The organism is Haloarcula sp. R1-2, from assembly GCF_011627385.1.
GTDB classification, from domain to species: domain Archaea; phylum Halobacteriota; class Halobacteria; order Halobacteriales; family Haloarculaceae; genus Haloarcula; species Haloarcula marismortui.
In genome coordinates this window covers 534,320-554,218 of record NZ_JAANTG010000002.1, presented here as the reverse complement: position 1 = coordinate 554,218, position 19,899 = coordinate 534,320, and the positions used below count along the sequence as shown (strand labels likewise).

Annotated in this window: 21 protein-coding genes and 3 tRNA genes; 10 read left to right on the top strand and 14 right to left on the bottom strand. The window is 60.4% G+C overall.

What is annotated here, in order from left to right:
• Positions 1–2 precede the first annotated feature (2 nt).
• The 6 genes from G9C82_RS10965 to G9C82_RS10940 form a co-directional block, all read right to left on the bottom strand.
• Complete coding sequence (locus tag G9C82_RS10965; RefSeq protein WP_241244099.1) at positions 3–1,766, bottom strand: MarR family transcriptional regulator; 1,764 nt, start codon at positions 1,764–1,766, stop codon at positions 3–5.
• A gap of 2 nt (positions 1,767–1,768) precedes the next feature.
• Positions 1,769–1,912 carry a hypothetical protein gene (locus G9C82_RS10960; protein ID WP_164734756.1) on the bottom strand — a complete coding sequence of 48 codons (144 nt, stop codon included), beginning with the start codon at positions 1,910–1,912 and terminating at the stop codon, positions 1,769–1,771.
• Positions 1,909–2,106 (bottom strand): sigma factor-like helix-turn-helix DNA-binding protein, encoded by a 198-nt coding sequence (locus tag G9C82_RS10955; RefSeq protein WP_127014099.1) that lies wholly within the window; start codon positions 2,104–2,106, stop codon positions 1,909–1,911. Before G9C82_RS10955 ends, G9C82_RS10960 begins: the two co-directional genes overlap by 4 nt.
• A complete protein-coding gene (locus tag G9C82_RS10950; protein ID WP_049938981.1) occupies positions 2,103–2,333 on the bottom strand; it encodes a hypothetical protein in 231 nt (76 codons plus the stop codon). Before G9C82_RS10950 ends, G9C82_RS10955 begins: the two co-directional genes overlap by 4 nt.
• Before the next feature lie 172 nt (positions 2,334–2,505).
• Positions 2,506–2,580: transfer RNA gene (locus G9C82_RS10945), tRNA-Ile, on the bottom strand.
• A gap of 181 nt (positions 2,581–2,761) precedes the next feature.
• Positions 2,762–2,834, bottom strand: a tRNA-Asn gene (locus G9C82_RS10940).
• A gap of 95 nt (positions 2,835–2,929) precedes the next feature.
• Between G9C82_RS10940 and cca the strand changes: the two genes are divergently transcribed.
• On the top strand, positions 2,930–4,330 hold the full coding sequence (cca, locus tag G9C82_RS10935) for a CCA tRNA nucleotidyltransferase (RefSeq protein WP_127014098.1): 1,401 nt from the start codon (positions 2,930–2,932) through the stop codon (positions 4,328–4,330).
• Here cca and G9C82_RS10930 read toward each other — a convergent pair.
• From G9C82_RS10930 to G9C82_RS10920, 3 genes are read right to left on the bottom strand one after another with little or no spacing between them, the layout of a single operon-like run.
• The gene (locus G9C82_RS10930; RefSeq protein ID WP_007189364.1) at positions 4,309–5,316 is read right to left on the bottom strand and encodes a histone deacetylase; all 1,008 of its coding nucleotides are present in this window, start codon (positions 5,314–5,316) and stop codon (positions 4,309–4,311) included. The genes cca and G9C82_RS10930 overlap by 22 nt on opposite strands.
• On the bottom strand, positions 5,317–5,754 hold the full coding sequence (locus G9C82_RS10925) for a histone (protein WP_004958956.1): 438 nt from the start codon (positions 5,752–5,754) through the stop codon (positions 5,317–5,319).
• 55 nt (positions 5,755–5,809) lie between these two features.
• Positions 5,810–7,276: a single-stranded DNA binding protein gene (locus G9C82_RS10920; RefSeq protein ID WP_127014097.1), complete on the bottom strand. Its 1,467-nt coding sequence runs from the start codon at positions 7,274–7,276 to the stop codon at positions 5,810–5,812.
• A 54-nt stretch (positions 7,277–7,330) separates the two neighbouring features.
• Here G9C82_RS10920 and G9C82_RS10915 point away from each other — a divergent pair, with 54 nt between their 5' ends.
• Positions 7,331–8,638: a site-specific integrase gene (locus tag G9C82_RS10915; protein WP_127014096.1), complete on the top strand. Its 1,308-nt coding sequence runs from the start codon at positions 7,331–7,333 to the stop codon at positions 8,636–8,638.
• A 6-nt stretch (positions 8,639–8,644) separates the two neighbouring features.
• Here G9C82_RS10915 and G9C82_RS10910 read toward each other — a convergent pair whose 3' ends face one another.
• The 3 genes from G9C82_RS10910 to G9C82_RS10900 form a co-directional block, all read right to left on the bottom strand.
• A complete protein-coding gene (locus tag G9C82_RS10910; RefSeq protein WP_164734755.1) occupies positions 8,645–8,806 on the bottom strand; it encodes a hypothetical protein in 162 nt (53 codons plus the stop codon).
• Between the two features lie 1,152 nt (positions 8,807–9,958).
• Positions 9,959–10,351, bottom strand: a complete 393-nt coding sequence (locus G9C82_RS10905) for a hypothetical protein (RefSeq protein WP_127014095.1) — start codon at positions 10,349–10,351, stop codon at positions 9,959–9,961.
• Positions 10,352–10,838: 487 nt separating this feature from the next.
• Positions 10,839–11,186 carry a hypothetical protein gene (locus G9C82_RS10900; protein ID WP_007189366.1) on the bottom strand — a complete coding sequence of 116 codons (348 nt, stop codon included), beginning with the start codon at positions 11,184–11,186 and terminating at the stop codon, positions 10,839–10,841.
• A gap of 257 nt (positions 11,187–11,443) precedes the next feature.
• Here G9C82_RS10900 and G9C82_RS10895 point away from each other — a divergent pair.
• Positions 11,444–11,516, top strand: a tRNA-Arg gene (locus G9C82_RS10895).
• A gap of 343 nt (positions 11,517–11,859) precedes the next feature.
• Complete coding sequence (locus G9C82_RS10890; RefSeq protein WP_127014094.1) at positions 11,860–12,477, top strand: DUF309 domain-containing protein; 618 nt, start codon at positions 11,860–11,862, stop codon at positions 12,475–12,477.
• Positions 12,478–12,501: 24 nt separating this feature from the next.
• Here the strand turns inward: G9C82_RS10890 and azf are convergent, their stop codons facing one another.
• Positions 12,502–13,275, bottom strand: coding sequence for an NAD-dependent glucose-6-phosphate dehydrogenase Azf (gene azf / locus G9C82_RS10885; protein ID WP_004958965.1), 774 nt, complete (start codon positions 13,273–13,275; stop codon positions 12,502–12,504).
• Positions 13,276–13,349: 74 nt separating this feature from the next.
• Here azf and G9C82_RS10880 point away from each other — a divergent pair, with 74 nt between their 5' ends.
• The 3 genes from G9C82_RS10880 to G9C82_RS10870 all read left to right on the top strand — a co-directional run bounded on the left by G9C82_RS10880 (position 13,350) and on the right by G9C82_RS10870 (position 15,421).
• Positions 13,350–13,697 (top strand): dihydroneopterin aldolase family protein, encoded by a 348-nt coding sequence (locus G9C82_RS10880; protein ID WP_127014093.1) that lies wholly within the window; start codon positions 13,350–13,352, stop codon positions 13,695–13,697.
• Positions 13,698–13,771: 74 nt separating this feature from the next.
• Positions 13,772–14,869: a hypothetical protein gene (locus tag G9C82_RS10875; protein ID WP_127014092.1), complete on the top strand. Its 1,098-nt coding sequence runs from the start codon at positions 13,772–13,774 to the stop codon at positions 14,867–14,869.
• Positions 14,870–14,974: 105 nt separating this feature from the next.
• Positions 14,975–15,421: a DUF5790 family protein gene (locus tag G9C82_RS10870; protein WP_127014091.1), complete on the top strand. Its 447-nt coding sequence runs from the start codon at positions 14,975–14,977 to the stop codon at positions 15,419–15,421.
• Between the two features lie 187 nt (positions 15,422–15,608).
• Here G9C82_RS10870 and G9C82_RS10865 read toward each other — a convergent pair whose 3' ends face one another.
• Positions 15,609–16,133 carry a DUF6789 family protein gene (locus G9C82_RS10865; RefSeq protein WP_004958973.1) on the bottom strand — a complete coding sequence of 175 codons (525 nt, stop codon included), beginning with the start codon at positions 16,131–16,133 and terminating at the stop codon, positions 15,609–15,611.
• A gap of 117 nt (positions 16,134–16,250) precedes the next feature.
• On the opposite strand from G9C82_RS10865, the gene coxB reads away from it, so the two are divergent.
• Genes coxB through G9C82_RS10850 form a run of 3 tightly spaced genes read left to right on the top strand, consistent with a single transcriptional unit; the run spans position 16,251 to position 19,898 of the window.
• Entirely contained in the window at positions 16,251–17,066 is an 816-nt protein-coding gene (gene coxB / locus G9C82_RS10860) for a cytochrome c oxidase subunit II (protein ID WP_127014090.1), read from the top strand.
• Positions 17,063–19,627, top strand: coding sequence for a cbb3-type cytochrome c oxidase subunit I (locus G9C82_RS10855; protein ID WP_127014089.1), 2,565 nt, complete (start codon positions 17,063–17,065; stop codon positions 19,625–19,627). Before coxB ends, G9C82_RS10855 begins: the two co-directional genes overlap by 4 nt.
• Positions 19,628–19,631: 4 nt before the next feature.
• Positions 19,632–19,898: a cytochrome C oxidase subunit IV family protein gene (locus G9C82_RS10850; RefSeq protein WP_007189372.1), complete on the top strand. Its 267-nt coding sequence runs from the start codon at positions 19,632–19,634 to the stop codon at positions 19,896–19,898.
• Position 19,899: the final 1 nt, after the last annotated feature.

Sequence of the window (19,899 nt, the reverse complement as noted above, 5' to 3'; positions counted from 1 at the left end):
CGCTACCCGCCGTGCCACTCGTCAGCTGGCGGGCAGCCGGCCGCCCGCCATGCCTCGAAGTCGAACCCTTCGCGGCCCTTCTCAGCCGCCCGCGCTTCGCGCAGGTAGTCGCCGGATCGGTATGCTGTCCGGAAGGCTTTCGAGAGATCACGGAACCGCTCACGGCCGGTCTCTGCAGTCTCTACGACGACGTGAACACCGTAGGTATTCTCCTCGACACACTCGGTGTAGGCCGTCTGGATTTCGCGCATGATGGTCTGTGCTTCCTCGAAGTCGGTCGGCGTGTAGCCCACCTTCAACAGTTTCCGGCAGTCGCCAGCGTCGGTTTCCGTGATGGCATACTCACGGCGGATTCGCGCCCATCGTGACCGGGAACGTTCTTCGGCTGCGTCGGCCAGTTCCATCGTGGCACTCCCGATTTCCTGCTCGAACCGCTCACCCGCTGCGCGGACCCGCTTCAGTAGCTCCTGCTGGATCTTCTTCGAGGACAGTTCCATCTCCCCGTAGGTGTGCTTGATCAGCCCCTCCATCCGCTGGATGACAGTCCGAATCGTCCGGTACGTGTAGCCGGTCTTCTCGGCTGCCTTCTGCGGCGAGACCTTCCCACCGTCGGTGAGTAGTAGTTCCGTCACGTCGCGGTCGGCAGTGGTCATGTCGCCCCACAGCTGCATCACGCGGTGTTCCTGATCGTCTTCGATCTTCGGAAGCGGACACTGAACGAACTTCCGGGCTTCCGTCGTATCCCGGGTGTTCCAGAACGGATCAAAATCGACGAACACACTGCTCTCGGCACTCGTCGCCAGCCCACACCAATCCAGACAGTTCAAAATCGTCTCTTCGAGCTCACGCCGGGCGTCGTCGAGGTCGTCCCACCGAACGGTCTGCTCGGTTCGGCTGGTCTGGTAGGACACCTCGAATTTCGGATGGTACGGGGCCTGGTCCGGTTCGTAGTTGTCCGGGTGGTTCGGATAGTAGTGCTTGAGTTCCTTCCCCAGCCCATGCCCACGGACCAGCTGATCGGCTTTCTCGTCTTCGACCGTGGCCGTGACGTAGTAGCCGGGCAGTTTCGTGTTGTCTTCGACGTGCTTGCGATACCCCGAGCGGTCGCCCTGAATGAGTGTGTGGCAGCGCGCTATCGGTCCGTCCGGCGCGTACAGCGGACCGCTGTCTTCGCGGTGTAACCGGACGTAGTAGGCCAGATCGTTGATGTGGCTGTCCGGGTGTGGCTGGTCGAAGTACCGCGCGGCAATCCCGTAGGCGTCCATCACGCGCTTCACGAGTGACAGATACCGCTCGTGGGGGATGTTGGAGGCCTGTACCTGCACGTCGATGTAGGGCTCACCGTACTGGGGCACAGAGACAGGTTCCCCATCAGCTGTGAGATTCGGCCACCGTGGGCGGACGGTTATCGTCCCACCCTTCACGCGCTTGTCCCGATCTGCCCGCTTCCCCTCGTAGGTGGGCGAATCCTTCGCGACGAAGTAGAACTGGAACTCGCGGACGTTCTGGATCTGGAACTCCGGATTGTCCCAAGCGTCCAGCCCGCTCTCGGAGTAGTCGAAACAGGTGGCCCAGGTCTCACCTGCGAGTTCCACGTCCCGTGTGGGTTTGCCTTCGGTCTCCCAGCGGTCTCCCCACTCCTTGATGAGCGAATCCATCGCGTAGTAGGGTTTCAGCCCGTAGTCCGGGACGCCGGGATCGGGATGCACACCAATCGTAAAGCGCACGTCGCCCTCATGAGGGGCGCATTTGAGATGCCGCGACATCCCTACCTCCAGGCCTCAATCTCCGCGACGGCCTGCTCGACTTCAGCCTGACTCTGTGCGAGAGGTTGGTGATTTGTCCAGTCGAACTGAAGGGGTTCACCCGCTTCTACATCGTACAGCCGGGATGCTCGGACGAACCCCGTCATGCCGAAGTCACCTCCACTTTCTCGCGGGCTCGACAGAGTAGATTCCCGACAGTACCGGGCGAGCGGCCAGTCTGGCGGGCGTACTCGCGGGGCCCATACTGGCCCATGCCCACAGCCTCGTACACTTCTCGTTCGGCGTCAGTGAGCTGGGACAGGTCCGGTTCGTAATCGAAAAGAGAGGACTGGGGGCTCACCGCCAGTCACCTCCGAAACATTCCGGGTTCCCACAGAGTTTGTAGTGGGGCCGATACGCGGCAATGGGAACCTCCGTGAAGTCCGCGTCACTTCGGTAATCGGCTTCGGGACAGGCGGGTGTTGGCTCAGCAGCGTCCGGATCGAGGCGGTGTAGCGTGTCCGCGTACTGCGAACGGTTCCGCACGCCCTTCTCAGGTAGTGTAGTGGGCGCTGACGCCTTACTCATCGCCCGCACCTCCGGATCGCAAAATCGCCAGACGGCGGCTACCCCCAACAAGATGCTTGTTGAACTCAGAATTTAGCGGGGATTCCTTCGCACCCCTATTCCGCCGTTCTCCGCCCGTTCGCACACCTATCGCTGCCGGTTCGTATCGGATACGATTCAGGCAGAAACTGGATGGGCCCTGCCGGATTTGAACCAGCGCTCAATCGGTTATGAGCCGATCGCTTTAACCAGACTAAGCTAAGGGCCCTTCAGAATGGTGTTGATGAGTCCGCATCTTTAGCCTGTCGGGTTGGAGTGGTAGGGTTCGGAGAGACAGGTGGGTCGATACAGAGAGTTTCGTGCATCGGCTGCATATCTCACCGTCCAGCGGCCCTGAAAGCCGCAGTGACGGAGTCGCAGCGCTCGTCGGTTTGTGAGTGAAAGAACGACGCCACCGCCAGGGCTCGAACCTGGGACAACCTGGGTAACAACCAGGTGCTCTACCAACTGAGCTACGGCGGCGCGAACGCATTCAATCATTGCCAGAGTTGGTAATTAGGGCTTTCGTTTCCAGTCGGCATCGACACGCTTTCACGCACTTGTGCGCAAGCGGCGGTATGAGCGATGAGTTCGACGCCGTCGTCGGGAAGGTGCGAGCACGGGCCTCGCCGACCGACGACGAACGAGCGCAGTTACAGCGGGTCGCCGACGCGGTGATGGCTGACGCCGAAGCAGCTATCGCTGACCTTCCAGTTGAGGCGGAAGTGGTGCAGGTCGGCTCGACGGCGCGAGGGACGTGGACCGCCGGTGACCGAGACGTGGACGTGTTCGTCTGTTTTCCGCCGTCTATCGACCGCGAAACGCTGGAGGAGTACGGACTGGCTGTCGGGCACGATGTCCTGCCCGATGGGCGTGAGGAGTACGCCGAACACCCCTACGTCGTCGGCGAGCGCGAGGGGTACGCCGTGGATCTGGTGCCCTGTTATGCGGTCGAGGACGCCACAGAAATCCAGTCCGCGGTGGACCGGACGCCGTTTCACACCAGATACTTGCAGGAGCGACTGGACGACAACAGCGCGGCAGAGGTGCGGGTGGCAAAGCAGTTCCTGAAGGGGATCGGCGTCTACGGGAGCGACCTCCGGACACGCGGGTTCTCAGGCTATCTAACGGAATTACTGGTGCTTGAGTTCGGTGGCTTCCGAGCGTTCCTCGAAGCGGTCGCGGACTGGCACCCGCCAGTTCGACTGGACCCGGACGACCACGGGAGCGAGACGTTCGACGACCCGCTGGTCGTCATCGACCCGACGGACCCGGAGCGCAACGTCGCGGCAGTGTTGTCCGAAACGAACGTCGCCACACTCCAGCACTACGCCCGGGACCTCCTCGCCGAGCCGCGGGTGTCGCTGTTCACCGAAGACGACCCGTGCCCGTTCGAAGCAGCGGACGTTGAAGCCGCGGTATCACAGCGGGGCACCACGCCGGTCGCGCTTCGCTTCGCGGCCCCGGATGTCGTCGATGACCAGCTCTGGCCACAGCTCCGGAAGTCCCTCGACGGGCTCTGCAGCGAACTCGACCGACGCGGGTTTGAAGTCCTGCGGTCGGCCGCATTCGTTGAGGACGACAGCGGTGAGCCGGAAACGCTGGACACCGAAACCCGGGGACGAGACGCCGTCCTGCTGCTTGAGTTCGCTGTCGCCGAGCAGCCGGCTGTTGAGCGTCACGAGGGGCCACCAGTGCACGTCCGCGAGCACGCGAGCGGGTTCTTCCAGAAGTACGACGACAACTCCGAGGTGGCCGGCCCCTTCATCGACGGCGACCGATACGTTGTCGAACGGCAGCGAGCGTTTACAACAGCGACTGGGTTCCTGTCGAGTGCTGCCGTCTACGACGTTGGGCTGGGACAGCGGATCGAGTCGGCGCTGGAGAACGGGTACGAGGTACTGGTCGGTACAGATATCGCAGCGCTTGCCGACGGCTTCGGTGTCGATCTGGCGAGCTACTTCGATCCGAAGCCCTGATCGGCGAGGTCATCAAGAACATCGCGGGCGTCGTCGCTGACATCGTCGTCGGGCTCCATCGGCTGGTAGCCGTCGAAGACCTCGTGAACGGTTGTAACCGAATCCGAGAGCGTGTCAAGTCCGTATCCGCCTTCGAGGATGATTCCCAGTGCAGCGTCACAGGCGTCTGTGAGCGAGCGCATCCGGTCAGTCATTGCGCCGTACCCCTCCGTAGAGACGCGCATCCGTGAAATCGGGTCGTGTTCGTGCGCGTCGAAGCCGGCGCTGATGAGCAGCAGGTCGGGATCGTAGTCCCTGATCGCCGGCGCGATGCACTCGTCGATTGCGGCGAGGTAGTCGGCAGTATCAGCACCGGGCTTGTACTTCACGTTGAGATTCGTGCCGTCGGCGTCGCCCGTGCCAGTCTCCGAGATATCACCGGTACCGGGGTAGAGCCCGTCTTCGTGTATCGAGGCGTAGAACACGTCCGAGCGGTCGTAGAAGATGTCCTGTGTGCCGTTCCCGTGGTGGACGTCCCAGTCGAAGATGGCGACGCGGTCGGCGTCGGCTTCGAGGGCCGCCTGTGCCGCGACGGCCGCGTTGTTGATGAAACAGAACCCCATCGCGTCGTCGCCCACTGCGTGATGACCGGGTGGTCGGCCCAAGGAGAACGGCGTGTCACGGCCGGTATTGCCGTCAAGCGCGGCTTCTGCTGCCCAGACAGCGAGGCCAGCTGACGCGAGTGCGGCGTCCCACGTCTCCTCGACCGCGACGGTGTCGGCATCCCAGTTTCCGCCGCCGTCGTCACAGAACTCGCGGAACTCCGCGATGTAGTCGGTGTCATGGACCGCACGGACGAGGTCGAGGTCTGCGTCGTCAGCGGCGACGTACTCGACACCGTGATTTTCCTTGAGCGCGCGCCGTATCGCTCGAAGTCTGTCGGGACTCTCCGGATGTCGCGGCCCGGTGTCGTGGTCCAGACAGACCTCGCGGTAGCCGAAGTTCATTCAGTAGTACTGTTCGAGTTCGAAGTACGTTTCAACGTCAGCTGCCTTGATCGTCCGGCGGTCAGCGTGACGAGCCAACGCGGCGGCCGCGGCGGCCGTTTCGTCGGCGTACGTTTCGAGGAGAGACGCGAGCGCGACGCGAGCATCCATGGCGACGCGGTAGTCGTCGTCGATGTCGAGCCGTGCGATGCGGTCGACCGGCGCGACGGGGAGTTCGAGGCCGTCCTTTTCGGGGACCTGCTCGATGCCGAAGTCGGCCGGCATCAGCGTCTTTCGCCCGTCCGTGGTGGCCTCCGTGGCTGCCGTGACGGCAAGCGACGCGCCATGGTCCTGTATTCGACGAGCCAGTTCCTCCGCAGCGTCGGCACTCACCCGGAGCCCGCCCGCGTTCCGCCGAATGACCGCATCCACCGGTGCGAACGGTAGCTCGACACTCATACCCAAACCCGGGAGTGTTGCGGTCTTAAGAGTTTCCGTAGCGTCGCTCGGCGACTCAGAACACGTCCTCAGCGTGAAGCCGGTCGTCACGGAGTTCCCCACGGACAGTTATTTCCTGCCCTAACTGCACGCGCTCGCCGGTTTCGACGCTCATCGTCTGCTCACCGTCGTCGAGAACGACGGGGTCGCCAGTCTGGACGACGGTGCCGGTGAACTCAACCTGCTGGCCGGCACTCTGTGCGCCACCGTCCGGTGACGTGTCGCCGGTGCCGGCGCTGACAGCGGCCGCCTCGTTGCCGCTGCTATCAGCGTCAGTGTCGTCCCCTTCGTCGCCGAAGGAGGACAGGCCAGCGTGTTCGGCATCGGTCGTCTCGGCGCTGGCTCCCCCGCCTGCGCCACCAGTCGCCAGATCCGCACCGTCATCAAGCACGACAATCGTGGAGTTCCAGCTCGCCGAGGCCTCCTTGTCGTCCTGCCAGCCGTCCTGAATTTCGACATCGGCCGCGAGCACCTCGTCCCCCGGTGCAATGTCCTTGTCCGCCTTGTCGCCCCACAGCGCCACGCGGATGTCGCCGGTGGCGTCCTGAATGCGGACGTTCCGGACTTGCCCCTCGCTGCCGTCGTCGCGGTCGAACGTCCGCTTGGGGTCGGCCGAGCGCACGACGCCAGCAATATCGGCCGTCTCTTCGAGTTCGACCTCTGCGATTGGGTCGGCGTCGGGCTCAAAGGCCACGTCGTCTTCCACTTCGTCGACGGCCCCCTGGTCGCCGACGTGGAGTTCAAGCGAGCCGTCCCGCTCGCGAACGTAGCCGTCGATGATCTCGACGGCTGCCCCCGCATCGAGTTCCTCGGCACGGTCAGCCCGGTCGTCCCACAGCGTCACCCGGATGCGCCCCGTCTCGTCGCCAAGTGTGAGGTTCGAGACGCGGCCCTCGCTACCGTCGTCGCGGTCAAACGTCCGAATCGAATCGGTATCAAGCACGAGCCCGCGCAGCGTCACGTCGGACTGTCCCATCGTCAGCGCGTCGATGGACGAGCCAGCGCCCGGCTCCACGTCGATTGTGGCGTCCTCGTCCGGCTCTGCCTTGTCGACAGACACCTCAAGCCCGTTGTAGCCGTCCTTCGGTCGGCCCTTGACCCGGAGCACGTCGCCGACCTCCAGTTGCCCCTCGTCGATGTCGACGGCCTGTCCGTCCCAGAAAGCGAGCCTGAGGCTGCCGCTCTCGTCGGCGGCCTCGACGTTGATGACCCGGCCGTCCTCGTCCTCGTCGTCGCGTTCGAAGGTTTTCAGGTCGCCGATGGCCATCACCTTGGCGAGGAATTTGACCTCGTCCATCCCAGGTTCGATATCGGCGATGGCGTTGACCTCATTCTCGTTGAGTTCGTGGGCCAACAGCATCGCGGCCGTCTCCTCGTCGGCGAGCCCTCCCATCTGCTCGACCTTCTCCTCGACGGCCTCGCGGAACTCCTCCTCGGGGACGTCCGTCTCTAGGTCCTCGTAAATGTCCTCTATCGCACCCATTGTTATTTGTCCATGTCAGTCAATTCTACAACCGACTGACTATCAACCAAACCCATGTCCGACTTACCAGACCGCGACTCGCCAGAAAACCTGCTACGGCAGGCGAGAGCGAGTCTCGAAACTGCTGCTGATGAGGGTCGCATTAGTGAAGATGAATTTGGCGTCATAACTGAAATAGTCAACGCATATGATGAGAACAGTCCCTCAGTCCCGAAACCAGAGGGTGAATCACATCGGAGTGGGACTACTCTCAAAGCGTGGTGCAATCGGCTCAGATTGGTAGCGGAGCGGCTAGAAGTGGATTTGACTGAAGCCACAGAAGATGATATCAACCAGTTGTGGGACGACATTCTAAGCGGCGAACATCCCGATGTGAAGGACAGTGGATTATCGGCCAATACTGTTACTGGACAGCAATCAACAGTAAGAGTATTCTACGAATACCATGACGATTTCGACGTTGATGTAGAGCAGTTGTCCGTTATCGCACCAGAAAAGAACACTGTGGATGAACGGGACATCTACACAGGTGATGAAATTGATGCAATGCGAAAGAGCATTGATCACCCAAGGGACCGCTGTCTATTCGACCTTCTTGTCTATACAGGACAGCGATTACGTGCGGTTCAAACACTCCGTTGGAAGGATATCGACTTGGACGACGGAACTTTTTACCTCAATAACGATGCAGGTGGACTGAAAGGCGCTGGTGGAAAACGACCGTTGCTTGGCGCTGAGGCGAGTGTTCGTGAATGGCAAGGGTATCATCCTAATCCCGAACCAGACGCCTATGTCATCGCACAGCGGCCAGATTACCGTGCTGATGCGGATGGAAGTGAACCACTGACACAGAAATCAATCAGACGGATACTCGATAGAATCGCCGATAATGCTGGAATCGAGAAGCCGTCAAATCCACATAACTTCCGTCATTCGTTTGTTACAATCGCAAAGCGGCAGTATTCGATGGATGACTCTACAATAAAGGGGCTCATCGGGCATAGACTGGAATCCCGTGTCATGGAAGAAGTCTATTCGCATCTGAAAGACGACGACCATGTTCGTGCCGCACAAGAGGCAACGGGGATTCGAGAACCCGATAAGGAAAGCCCACTATCACCCGATTTCTGTCCAGCGTGTGACGAACCTCTTTCTGATGATGCAAAGGCTTGCTCACGGTGTGGCACGGTGTTCACTCCCGATGCAAGGGCCGCTCAAGCAAAGATGAGCGAGAAGACGCAGGAAGGTGCGATGGAAGCCGATCCCGATGATGAAGCGGAGAAGGACGCCATCGACAAGCTCACTGATGTTCTCGAAGACAATCCCGAGTTGGCCGCCAAGTTGCTTGACGAAATGGACTAACGGTTATCAATCGGCTGCAACGGGGTTCTCTCCACTCGAACCCGAGGGTTGTTCGTCCAATCTCATCATCGCTTGTGCAACGTCGGTCAACGGGTTGTCTCGGTCGATGAGCGTTTGTAGTTCATGCCGTTCGATATCGTATTCAGTTCCATCGATGCGGATAGGCATTTGTAGATCACGGTCGAGCCACCTTTAGCAGGCAACTTCCCGAGATGAGTGCTCATTGACATCTGCCAGTTGGTGGGTGAAATACAAAAGGATATCACCACCACGATGAAAGTGAACGACAGTTTCAGGAAATTTACGGTCCTAAATCCCTTTAGCAATCTCCTAATCATCTCTCATGTAGCAGACTGCCACGTATCCGAAGAAAGTCCTACTTTCCCCTTCATATCATGCCGTTCAACACCCCCGTTGCTAACCTTCCTGCTTTCCTCTCCGCTCAAATTCTACTGTAAGGGTGTGAGTGCCGTTTGTATTAGTTTATCTCAGTTATGAGGGGTATCCACCGTCTTGTTACCGCAATCCGCTCAAAAATACATACAAACGATTGTAGGTGATGATTGCTTTTGATTGGTTCACAGTCGTGGCTTTCTATCGACCTTCTTGACACAGAACGTCGTTCAACGAGGGTGATTGCTGTCGTCGGCCCCATTCAAACGGCAATGGCAATGTAACTACTATCGCAATTGCAGTTACCTTCAAGAGAGAGGATGGAAGTGTGGGATTACAGGGAAGTCACACAAGAGTAGAGTCAAGAGTGAGAGTCAGAGGAATGTTACAAAGGATAGTTGAATGTACTTTCTTGAAAGGAAATAAGCAAGGGGATGAGAGCGAGATAAGACGAGATTATAGAAGGGACAAAGGGATGAAGGAAGGAGAGAGTGGTTCCCATGTCAAATATTGTCGCGGCGATAGCCGTTGACGTGATCACGGCGACTGATAGATTGCCAGTGGCAACCGTCTTGATCGCATTGATTGTCGCCCTGCTATTCGGCAACTAACGCTTCCTCTAAGATGTCTGCAAGTGCTTGATTGCGGTTCTCATAGGGAGTTGACGGGGCTTTTACAAGAATATCCAGTTTCTTCACCGTCGCTTCTTCAACCCGAGCAGCAACTGGGACTGACATACAGTCATATTATTTCTCAAAGTTACGGCAATTGACGTTTCACAATGCGACGCTTGTTGAGATTGACTGATAGAATGTCCTTCTAATCGCGACAGTGTGAACTCCTCCCCACCAACTCATGCTTCCTCAATATATGTAAGATTACGATGGGATGGGAGGTAGAAAGGTATTATTAATAATTTACCAGTATCTAAAAGGCTGTTAGCATTGCAATGGACATGACAATCACCGCACTGAACCACACGACTGTCAGCACAACAAGGAATGTTCTAAGTGGCCAGCGATGTACTGCACCAACGTCGTATCTCGTGTTGTAGACGGCAACGTAGGTGTCTGTGGGCCAATCATATTCTGCTCGTGAACACTCATCGCAGACCACTCTAATCCCTAATTCATTGCCCTTGACAACACCACGACCCGCCATTTCATCAACTTCAACTGCATCACCCATTAACATTACACTCCCTTCACTGTCTTCTGTCTCTACATCAATGTCATCGATGACAACTTCAGTGTTACAGTGAACACATGGCTCTGTTTCGTATTCGACTGTCTTGGAAACAGCCGTCTCCCGAGTTGGCATATAGCATCATTGACACTCCACCTTGTTAGGATTTCACACTGGATTTGGAGTGTTAACCAACATTACCCGATTTAGACCAAGGTTGTTGGTTAGTATACTGCCGTTCAAGGGATTTGTCTTATTCTAATAATACAAATTTAATTCTCTAATCGCATGACAGCAGTGGTATGATATTCCAAACGATTTTGTTTCACCGTCAATACTCTGAACCACAGTTAGATTTCTTATATATCGGGCACAGAAATGGGAATGGGATATAGAATTGATAGACGCGAAACTATTAAACCGCACCCATCTATCTATGGGACGCTGGGCTGGGGCGCGCTTAAGCGTTGTCGTTGGGCGAGCGAGCGGCCGTTGTCGGTCGATTTCGGTCGTGTCTCGTCCATGACTCGAAAGTGGTCACGGGATGGGATATAAACTCTCGTCCGCTGGCTCGACAGCAGACACTCACATTCCACCACGGTGAGAGCGGCGCAGGTAGCCGTTAGGGTGTCGCTGTTGTCACAGGGTTCAGGCCGTCGCCACTGTCGTGGGAGACAGACACCGTACCAGGGAGCCCGTTCTCGAACGTCACCGTAGCCCGGTAGTTGATTTCCATAATGGCTTGCGTACACATATCGCCGGCATCTGGCATCTCTCTCGTCCCAACGCTGAGGCTCAGTTCATCGGCACTCGTATCATACGAGATGTCTGTCAGGTCGGCCGTTTTGCACCCGTTAGACCCCCAGATAGTCCCGTCAACGACGACCTGATCCCCGTCGAAAGCCACCGTCGCCGAACTTGTCTGTGCGCCGGACTGTCGCCTGATAATACTGAATGTCGTCTCGTTCACACTTGGGATTCACACGCACCCTCCGTGGATGTTTCCCCGCTACCGGACGCACCGCCGAAGCAGCCAACAAGCGCTATCGAACAACCGAGACCACCGTATTGCAGGAGTTGGTGGCACTTCATATTCGCCCTAATATATGGTCGTTGAATGGGACTCCCGGTTGTTCAAGCCAGCGTTGTAGCGAAGTGTGCCTACCAGTCGCGTGACGGTACGCGAATCGTCACCCTTTTTAGGTGCACCACCCTCTCTCGATATGAGTCCGGATAGGGTAGTGGACTATCCTCTTGGCTTGCGGAGCCAGGGACCGGAGTTCAAATCTCCGTCCGGACGTTTCTGCCGACACAAACCGCCGAGCGACAGCCAGGGCGACTGCGTTGGCGAAGCTCTGTGCGGAGACTTGAACACGATAGTCGCAGCGTAACTGGAGGGAAGGACCGTCTGTCACCTGTTCAAATCTCCGTCCGGACATTCACTTCGTTTACGACCGGACGTGCTCCACGCTCGCGGTGCTCGCGTGGAACTCCGTCCGGACGTTTCTCTACAGCACAACACCGCGAGCGTAGCGAGCGGTCAGTGCTGTGGATCACTCCGACCGATACAAGAGAAGAATCCACAGCAACAACTCTGTTCGAAACGCCGATGCGGTTTTCCGACCGCGAATCCAACTCGCTGTGTGCGCGACCATCTCCGTGCCGGCATCGCAGTGTACAACGAAGGTCGCTACCACGCCGCACATGACGCGTGGGAAGAGTACTGGCTGGAGCTCGATCCGGGCGACGATGAACGATTCCTGCACGGCCTCATCCAGTTCACTGCGGTCGTCTACCACGCCAGCGAGGAGAACTGGTCGGGCGCGCAGGGACTGGCCGAGAGCGCGGCGGAGTACCTCGACGGCCTGCCCGACCCGTATCACGGCGTGGCGCTAGACGAGGTCCGGTCGTTCCTCGCGGCAACAGCGGCTGACCCCCACCACGCAGCGACGGACCCGCCGACGCTGACACATGACGGCGAAGCCGTCGGCTACGGCGCGCTGGATTTCGACGCCACGGTCATCACCGCCGAGGTGCTGGCGGAGGCTGGCCGGTACGACAGGGCGGTCATCGCCGACGCTGTTGCCCGCGCCCGGAGTGAACTTGGAGGCAACGGCAACTCGCAGTTCGTCGGGATGCTGTTCTCGTTCGTGCGCGAGCGCGACCAGCGGCCCGTCGTTTACCAGCGGCTTCGAGACCACGTCGAACTAGAGCAGCAGAAAGACGACGACGTCCGTGGGCTGTTCGACGGCTCGGGATAGCGGGCGACGGTAAGTAGGAGACGGCTACGGTTCCGGTTCGGCGACGCGTTCTTCGCCGTCAAAGTGCGCGGAGTTGTCCTGTGGGTCGTACCCAAGCACGTCCTTGGCGCGCTCGATGGAGTAGTACTTGCGGTCGTTGTCGGAGATGCCGTAGACGATTTCATACTCGTAGTCGGCCTGCAGCGCGCAGTCGTGGATGTGGGCGCAGTCCCGGTAAGAGAGCCACATCGCCTGCCCGCGCTCGTAGTCTATCGGCGGGTGGCCCCGCGTGAGGTTGCCGATGCGGATGTTACAGACGGAGAGGCCGTGCTCGTCGTGGTAGTAGCGGCCCAGCACCTCGCCGGTGGCTTTCGAGACGCCGTAGAGGTTGCCGGGGCGGGGGAGCTCGGTCCCGTCAAGGCGGTACTGGTCGTCCGGGCGATACATCTCGGGCGTGCGCTCGTCCGTTTCAAAGGAGCCGACGGCATGGTTCGAGGACGCGAAGACGAACTTCTCGACGCCCTCGTCGACAGCGGCCTCGTACATCTTCTGGGTGCCGTCGATGTTGTTTTCGAGGACGGAGTCCCAGGGGGCTTCCGGCCGGGGGTCGCCGGCCAGATGGATGACAGCGCCGACGCCGTCCATCGCCGCGGCCACGTCGCCCTCGCTGGACACGTCCCCGACGAGGTACTCGTGGTCGGGCTCCTCGGCGGGTGGGCTGTGGAACATGAGTTTCCACTCGTAGGCGTCCTCGAGTCCTTCGAGGATGGCCGCCCCGACAGCGCCGCCAGCGCCGGTGAGCAGAACCGGGTCGTCCATTCGTATGAGACGATACGTCGCACGCAATAGGTAGCTTGCGGTTCGCTTTTGTGTCGCCCAGCCGGACCGATTGTATGGAACCCACAGCTCCGCAGGAGGCGTGTTTCGAAGCGGGCGTCAAGTTCGGCTCGCTGTATCACCAGTTCGCGGGGACACCAATCAGCCCGGATAGCGCCGACTCGCTCGCAGCTGCAATGGAAGAGGCCATCGAGAACCAGCCGTTCTGTGAGACGGTCACCGTCAGCGTCCGCATGGAGGCGCTGGAAAGCGCTATCGCCGAGGGCGGGGCGGACTACACGGAACTGACCGGGCGGTTCATCGACGTCGAGATGCAAATCGAATACGAGGGGGTCACGGTCGAGACGAGCATGGCGATGGAGGACGGGTACCCGCTGATGCAGGTCGACGCAGTGCAGGAGTAAAATAGCCAGAGAGCGGCCTGAATCCCTGGCACAGCCCCGAAAATTTTACCAGAGCGGGCTGTGAGACTTCCGACATGGCCCTCCACGCAGTCGACGACATAGACGATGCTATCGACGCGACGAAGTCGTTCCTGTTTCCGATCGAGAAGGGGACGTGGCTCCGAATGGCGTTTGTCGTGTTCTTCATCGGTGGCGGTGGTGTCGGACTGAACAACGTCCAGACGCTGGGTAATTTTGGCGGGAACGGCGGACCGAGCGGCCCCAGCGGCCCGGGAAGCGACTTTCAGCTGGCCGCACCGCTTGAAACTGTGATGTCCCTGCCCGGCAACCTCGCCTTGCAAGTCTCCGAGCCCGGCGTCCCGTCCGGCGCGCCGGACGAACTGCTCGCCGGGGCCGGGCTCCTCGTGTTCGCCGTTATCGGCCTATTCATCCTGTTGGCGCTCGCGTACGGCATCCTGAGCAACTTCATGGAGTTCGTGCTGACCCAGGCGCTCATCGACCGCGAGATTCACGTCCGGCAGTATTTCAACGAGCACGTCGGGAACGGAATCCGGCTGTTCCTGTTCCGACTTGCCCTCGGGGTCATCTGGCTCGGGGTCGTGCTCGTAATCGGTGCAGCCGTGTTCTTCCTCGCGCTTGGTGGCGAAGCAGCGAACGTCGGAGCGTCGAGCGTTCTCGCGCTGTCGGGACTGTTCATCGCCGTGTTCGCGGTACTCGCGATAAGCTACGGTATCGTCTTCGGCTTTACCACGGTGTTCGTCGTCCCGCTGATGACGGCGGACGATGACGGCATCCTCTCCGGCTGGTCGCGGCTCTGGGGCTCGATGAAGAGTGCGCCGAAACAGTACCTCGCCTACCTGTTTTTCTCCATCGTCCTCCAGATCGGAGTCGGCATCATCAGCGCGATTCTCGGCATCGTCGCACTGCTGGTCGTTATGATTCCGTTCGGGCTCGGTGCGTTTGCGCTGTATCTCGCCCTCCAGAATACGGCCGGCATCGTCGCGGCCGGGGTTGTCGGTCTGCTGGGGCTGCTGGTCCTGCTCGTCATCAGCGCGCTGATCCAGGTCCCGCTGACGACGTTCCTGCGGTATTACGCGATGCTCGTGCTGGGAGACATCGACGCCGACATGGACCCGATTCCCGAGGTGCGCTCGGACATCCGGGCCGAGTAACCACAATGGCTTTTCGATTTCAGGAATTCCCAGCCCGCCACGTCCTGCGGTTTCACTTTCACTTTCAGGCGGGCTTTTAATCCCTCACCGCACCAACCAGGCCGTATGAGTCAGTCAAGTCTGGACGACGACGAACTGTTCGGCGAGGCCGCAAACGAGATGCGAACGGACGTCGAGGAGTCGCTCGCGAAGGCCCGCGACGCGCTCCCCGAGGCAGATTCGGTCTGGGACGTGGAAGCCGACAACACGCTCGGCGTTCTGAACGCACTCAAGACGGCGCTCGACGTGGGCGACGCCGAGGATCACCTCCGCGACGCGAAGAAGTGGTACACGATGGGCGAACGCGCGGACGCCTTCGAGGACGCTGATGACCTCGCTGAAGAAATCGAGACCATCGCGGACCTCATCGACGATGTCGACGATGCCCGCGAGCAGGTCGGCGACCTCACAGCGACGATTCCACAGCTTCGCAGCACGCTCGAAGAATTCGAGGGTGAAGACGGGGCGGACGCGGAGGCGGACGGCGACGCCGACGCGGAAGCGGAAGCCTGAGTTCGGGACAGCCACGTTCCGGCGAATGCCCGCCGCGTGCTCCGCCGGTAGCTAGCGCGTCGCTCGCGTCGTCCAGCGTTTTTTCGGACCGATATACCACCGTGCTCGGCTCTATAGCCAAGCCTGACTGCTGTTCAGGTGGTCGTTGCGACACCCTTTAATCGCTCAAGTATGCCGGCGGTCCGGCTCAGACGATAGAATCCGGGCGCGTCGAGAAGTAGTTGAACACTGCGCCGAGGCCGATGCCGTAGACGATGTGAGCAACGAGTGTCAGCACTGCGTACAGCACCAACATGAGTCCGGACTGACCGGTATAGAAGGCGAGTACGAATCCAGTCCACATGGCCGCGCCGAAAAACACGCCACTGACGGGGTCGGACTGGCCCGGGAGGTACGCCTTCAGCGAGGCGAACAGCAGCGGCCACGGGAACATCCCGCCGCCGAGGAAGATGAAGAAGCCGAACAGGACCTCCGGTACGTAGCCAGTCAGACCCACGAGTTCGGTGAGGATGGCGAAGTCCTCGAGGTTGAACGCGCCCAGTGACTGGGCGATGAGGAAGACGACCGTCATCATCGCTGTCCCGACCAGTCCACCGGCGGCGCCGACGACGCCGTCAGCGAGAATCCCGGCGAGACTATCGAACTCCTCGGCCTCGGTGAGACCGTCGTCGTTGACGGGCGGGTCCTCGACGCCGGATGACGTATCTTCCATGGTGTGTTGTAACATGGCAGTGGACAAAAAGGTTCCCGCACACGTTAGGCCACCAAAGGATATGTGTCAGATTTCTGTCCGCAATACCTATTACAGGGTGGGAAGAATCATGAAGAAATGGCGACATCCTTGATAACATACGCCACGGTTGTGTTCCCCTTGCACGGTGGCGACGTCAGGGCACCCAGTGCGGTGTTTGAGCAAATATTCGAGGTGTTCCTGCTGCTGGGGACAGCTGTCGGGGTGGTCGTCGTGGCCTACACCATGTACCACGCGCTCAAGTACCGCGACGACGGGAGCGGAACGGACCCGTACGCCGACAAGGTCGAGCGGCCCGAGATGGGGGAGTTGCCAACCGGCGGCACGGGGGGGCGGAAGGTGTTCTACTCGTTCAGTATCAGCGCCATCATCGTCGTCTCGCTCATCGCCTGGACGTACTCGCAACTGCTGTACATCGAACAGGGCCCCGACCCGGCCCAGGAGGAGGCCCTTGAAATCGATGTGGAAGGGTACCGCTTCGGCTGGGACTTCGTGTATCCGAACGGGCACACGACCAACACGCTCTACGTGCCACAGGACCGGGTGGTCAGGTTACAGGTGACCTCGACGGACGTGTTCCACAACTTCGGGATCCCGGAGTTGCGAGTCAAGACCGACGCCGTCCCGGGCCAGTACACGTCGGCCTGGTTCACGGCCAACGAGACGGGAATCTACGCCGCCAAGTGCTACGAACTGTGTGGCAGCGGCCACTCGCTGATGACGACAGACGTGGTTGTGATGCCACAGGACGAGTACGAGGAGTGGTACAACGGGACTGAAGGTTCGGCCGGAAGCGGAGACCAACCGGCCGCGAACGGGACCGCAACCGAATCGACCAGCCTCGGGACACCGACCGCAGGCGACGTAGCGACCACCGGAGGTGCCCCAGCATGAGCCACGACCACGGCCTCCCGCCGAAGTCGTCGGTCAGCCGATGGTTCCTCACCACCAACCACAAGGACATCGGCGTGCTGTATCTCATCACCGCGCTGTTCTTTCTGGTCTTTGGGGGCGTTCTCGCCCTGCTATTCCGCCTCGAACTGATTTCCTCAGGCGCTGACTTGCTGGGGTCGATGGGGTACAATCAGGCAGTGTCGACCCACGGCCTCCTGATGGTGTTCTGGTTCATTTCGCCGTTTGCCTTCGGCTTTGCGAACTACCTCGTCCCGCTACAGATCGGCGCGGACGACCTCGCCTTCCCGCGGCTGAACGCGCTGTCGTACTGGCTGTACCTGTTCTCTGGCATCCTGATGGGCGTCTCCTTCTTCCAGGGGACCACCTTCGCGGGCGGGTGGACGATGTACGCCCCGCTGAACACGCCGGCGTACATCCCCGGCGAGGGACTGGGGGCGACCTCGGTCGTGCTGGCACTCATCATGTTCACCGCCGCGGTGACGCTGGGGTCGGTGAACTTCCTGACGACGATGTACCGGATGCGCGCCGAGGGGCTCCGGATGCGGGACATCCCCATCTTCTCGCTATCGATCAACCTCACCGTCTGGATGATGCTCTTTGCCTTCGCGGCGTTGCTTGCGGCGCTGATGATACTCGCTTCGGACCACATTCTCGGGACGACCTACTTCCAGTACTCCATCGACGGGACGACGATGGCGACCGACGCGGACAATCCGGGTGCGTCGCTGCTGTGGGCGCACCTGTTCTGGTTCTTCGGCCATCCGGAGGTGTACATCGTCTTCTTCCCGGCGCTGGGCGTGATGGCCGAGTGCTTCCAGACCTTTACCGGGCGGCGGCTGGTCGGCCGCAAGTGGTTCATCATCTCGATGGTGCTGGTGGCGCTCCAGAGCTTCGTCGTCTGGATGCATCACATGTTCCTGACCGGCATCAACCTCCCAATCAAGACCATCTTCATGGCGACGACCATCGGCATCTCCCTGCCATTCGACCTGATGGTGTTCTCGCTCATCTACACGATGGCGAAGGGGCGGGTCCGGTTCACAACGCCGTTCCTATTCTCGCTGGGCGCGCTCATCCTGTTCATCATCGGCGGCATCACCGGCGTCTTCCTCGGCGCAATCGTGCTGGACTACCAGTTCCGCGGGACGTACTGGGTCGTCGCGCATTTCCACTACGTGATGGTCGCGGGCGCGACGGCGCTGTTCGGCGGCCTCTACTACTGGTATCCCAAGATAACGGGGAAGATGTACAACGAGACGCTGGGGAAGATACAGTTCGGCGTCTACTTCCTCGGGTTCAATCTGCTGTACTTCCCGATGTTCATCGCCTGGGAGACGCCCCGTCGCGTGTTCGTCTACCCCGATGGCCTGCAGATCTGGCACTCGATGGCCACCGTCGGCGGGTTCATCCTCGGCGCGAGCTTCCTGCTCATGTTCTACAACCTCTTTGTGAGCCTCTGGCGCGGCGAGGACGTTGGCCCCAACCCCTGGGAGTACGCCACCTCCGCTGAGTGGGCCGCCGCCTCACCGCCGCCGCTCGAAAACTTCCCCGGTGTACCGAGCTACGGCACCGGGAAACTGGAGTTCCTCGACGAGGAGACGGTCGCCGAGCGGACCGAGAGCGCGCCCGGAGCCGCGGCCCACGGCCACGCGGCGACCGACGGCGGGACCGCGACGGACGGCGGCGCGGTGACAGCGAGGGCCGCGGCGACGGCCACTTCGGTGGAGCCGGCCCACGAGGTCGGCGGCGAGGAACACGCCAGCCACGCCAGCTTCTGGCCGTTCCTCGTCAGCCTCGGCGGGTTCATCGCCTTTCTCGGGCTCTCGGGCGTGCGGACGGGGAGCGTGTTCTACCTGACCATGGCGGCCGTCGGTGGGGTGGCGACGCTCGGGTCGCTCGTCGGGATGACCCGCGAGCCGTTCCACGCGCCCGAGATGGCCATCGCCGAACGGTGGCCCTTCGAGCGCGTCGAGAAGATGAAACTCGGGATGTGGACGTTCCTCGCCAGCGACATCGTCCTGTTCGGGGCCTTCATCGGCTCGTATGCCTTCGTTCGGGTCGCCTACGGCTGGACGGCTTGGCACCACGACCTCATCCCTGCCGAGCACGTGACCATGCCCGGCCTCATCAACACGTATCTGTTGCTCACGTCGAGTTTCCTCGTCGTGCTGGCGATGGTCGCCGCCGAACGCGAGAGCAAGCGCGGGACCGTCGCTGCGCTGGCCGGGACCTTCGCGCTCGGGGTCGGCTTCCTGATCAACAAGGGACTGGAGTGGCAGCACCTGTTCCACATCAGCACAGAGGCGTTCCCGAACGGGTGGAACCTCTCGACGAACATCGCGTCGTCGACGTTCTACCTGACGACGGGGCTCCACGGCGCGCACGTCACCATCGGGCTCATCATCTGTGCGTACATGACTGTCAGGGCCTGGAACGGGGCCTACCAGGGCGACGACAGGGCCATCGAGTACTTCGGACTGTACTGGCACTTCGTCGACATCGTCTGGCTGTTCCTGTTCCCGCTGTTTTACATCCTCTAGAACAATGGACTGGAAAGGCTACACCGTCATATACGTCGTACTGTTCGCCTTCGCGACCGCGCAGGCCGTCGTCGAGTTCACCGGCCTCGTCGACAGCGCCTACTGGCCCGCCTTCGCGCTCATCATGGTGCTGTCGGTCGTCAAGGCCGTCGGCGTCGCCGCGTACTACCAGCACCTCCGCTGGGAACCACGGGCCGTCACGTACCTCGTGCTAGGCGGGACTGTTGCTGCGCTCGCGCTGACCGGGGCCGCCGCGTACTCGATACTGTGAG

Excerpts from the sequence above, each read along its gene's own strand:
- G9C82_RS10965 (WP_241244099.1), bottom strand. The coding sequence starts at position 1,766 with ATGTCGCGGCATCTCAAATGCGCCCCTCATGAGGGCGACGTGCGCTTT.
- G9C82_RS10960 (WP_164734756.1), bottom strand. The coding sequence starts at position 1,912 with ATGACGGGGTTCGTCCGAGCATCCCGGCTGTACGATGTAGAAGCGGGT.
- G9C82_RS10950 (WP_049938981.1), bottom strand. The coding sequence starts at position 2,333 with ATGAGTAAGGCGTCAGCGCCCACTACACTACCTGAGAAGGGCGTGCGG.
- cca (WP_127014098.1), top strand. The coding sequence starts at position 2,930 with ATGAGCGATGAGTTCGACGCCGTCGTCGGGAAGGTGCGAGCACGGGCC.
- G9C82_RS10930 (WP_007189364.1), bottom strand. The coding sequence starts at position 5,316 with ATGAACTTCGGCTACCGCGAGGTCTGTCTGGACCACGACACCGGGCCG.
- G9C82_RS10925 (WP_004958956.1), bottom strand. The coding sequence starts at position 5,754 with ATGAGTGTCGAGCTACCGTTCGCACCGGTGGATGCGGTCATTCGGCGG.
- G9C82_RS10920 (WP_127014097.1), bottom strand. The coding sequence starts at position 7,276 with ATGGGTGCGATAGAGGACATTTACGAGGACCTAGAGACGGACGTCCCC.
- G9C82_RS10915 (WP_127014096.1), top strand. The coding sequence starts at position 7,331 with ATGTCCGACTTACCAGACCGCGACTCGCCAGAAAACCTGCTACGGCAG.
- G9C82_RS10910 (WP_164734755.1), bottom strand. The coding sequence starts at position 8,806 with ATGCCTATCCGCATCGATGGAACTGAATACGATATCGAACGGCATGAA.
- G9C82_RS10905 (WP_127014095.1), bottom strand. The coding sequence starts at position 10,351 with ATGCCAACTCGGGAGACGGCTGTTTCCAAGACAGTCGAATACGAAACA.
- azf (WP_004958965.1), bottom strand. The coding sequence starts at position 13,275 with ATGGACGACCCGGTTCTGCTCACCGGCGCTGGCGGCGCTGTCGGGGCG.
- G9C82_RS10880 (WP_127014093.1), top strand. The coding sequence starts at position 13,350 with ATGGAACCCACAGCTCCGCAGGAGGCGTGTTTCGAAGCGGGCGTCAAG.
- G9C82_RS10875 (WP_127014092.1), top strand. The coding sequence starts at position 13,772 with ATGGCCCTCCACGCAGTCGACGACATAGACGATGCTATCGACGCGACG.
- G9C82_RS10870 (WP_127014091.1), top strand. The coding sequence starts at position 14,975 with ATGAGTCAGTCAAGTCTGGACGACGACGAACTGTTCGGCGAGGCCGCA.
- G9C82_RS10865 (WP_004958973.1), bottom strand. The coding sequence starts at position 16,133 with ATGGAAGATACGTCATCCGGCGTCGAGGACCCGCCCGTCAACGACGAC.
- coxB (WP_127014090.1), top strand. The coding sequence starts at position 16,251 with ATGGCGACATCCTTGATAACATACGCCACGGTTGTGTTCCCCTTGCAC.
- G9C82_RS10855 (WP_127014089.1), top strand. The coding sequence starts at position 17,063 with ATGAGCCACGACCACGGCCTCCCGCCGAAGTCGTCGGTCAGCCGATGG.
- G9C82_RS10850 (WP_007189372.1), top strand. The coding sequence starts at position 19,632 with ATGGACTGGAAAGGCTACACCGTCATATACGTCGTACTGTTCGCCTTC.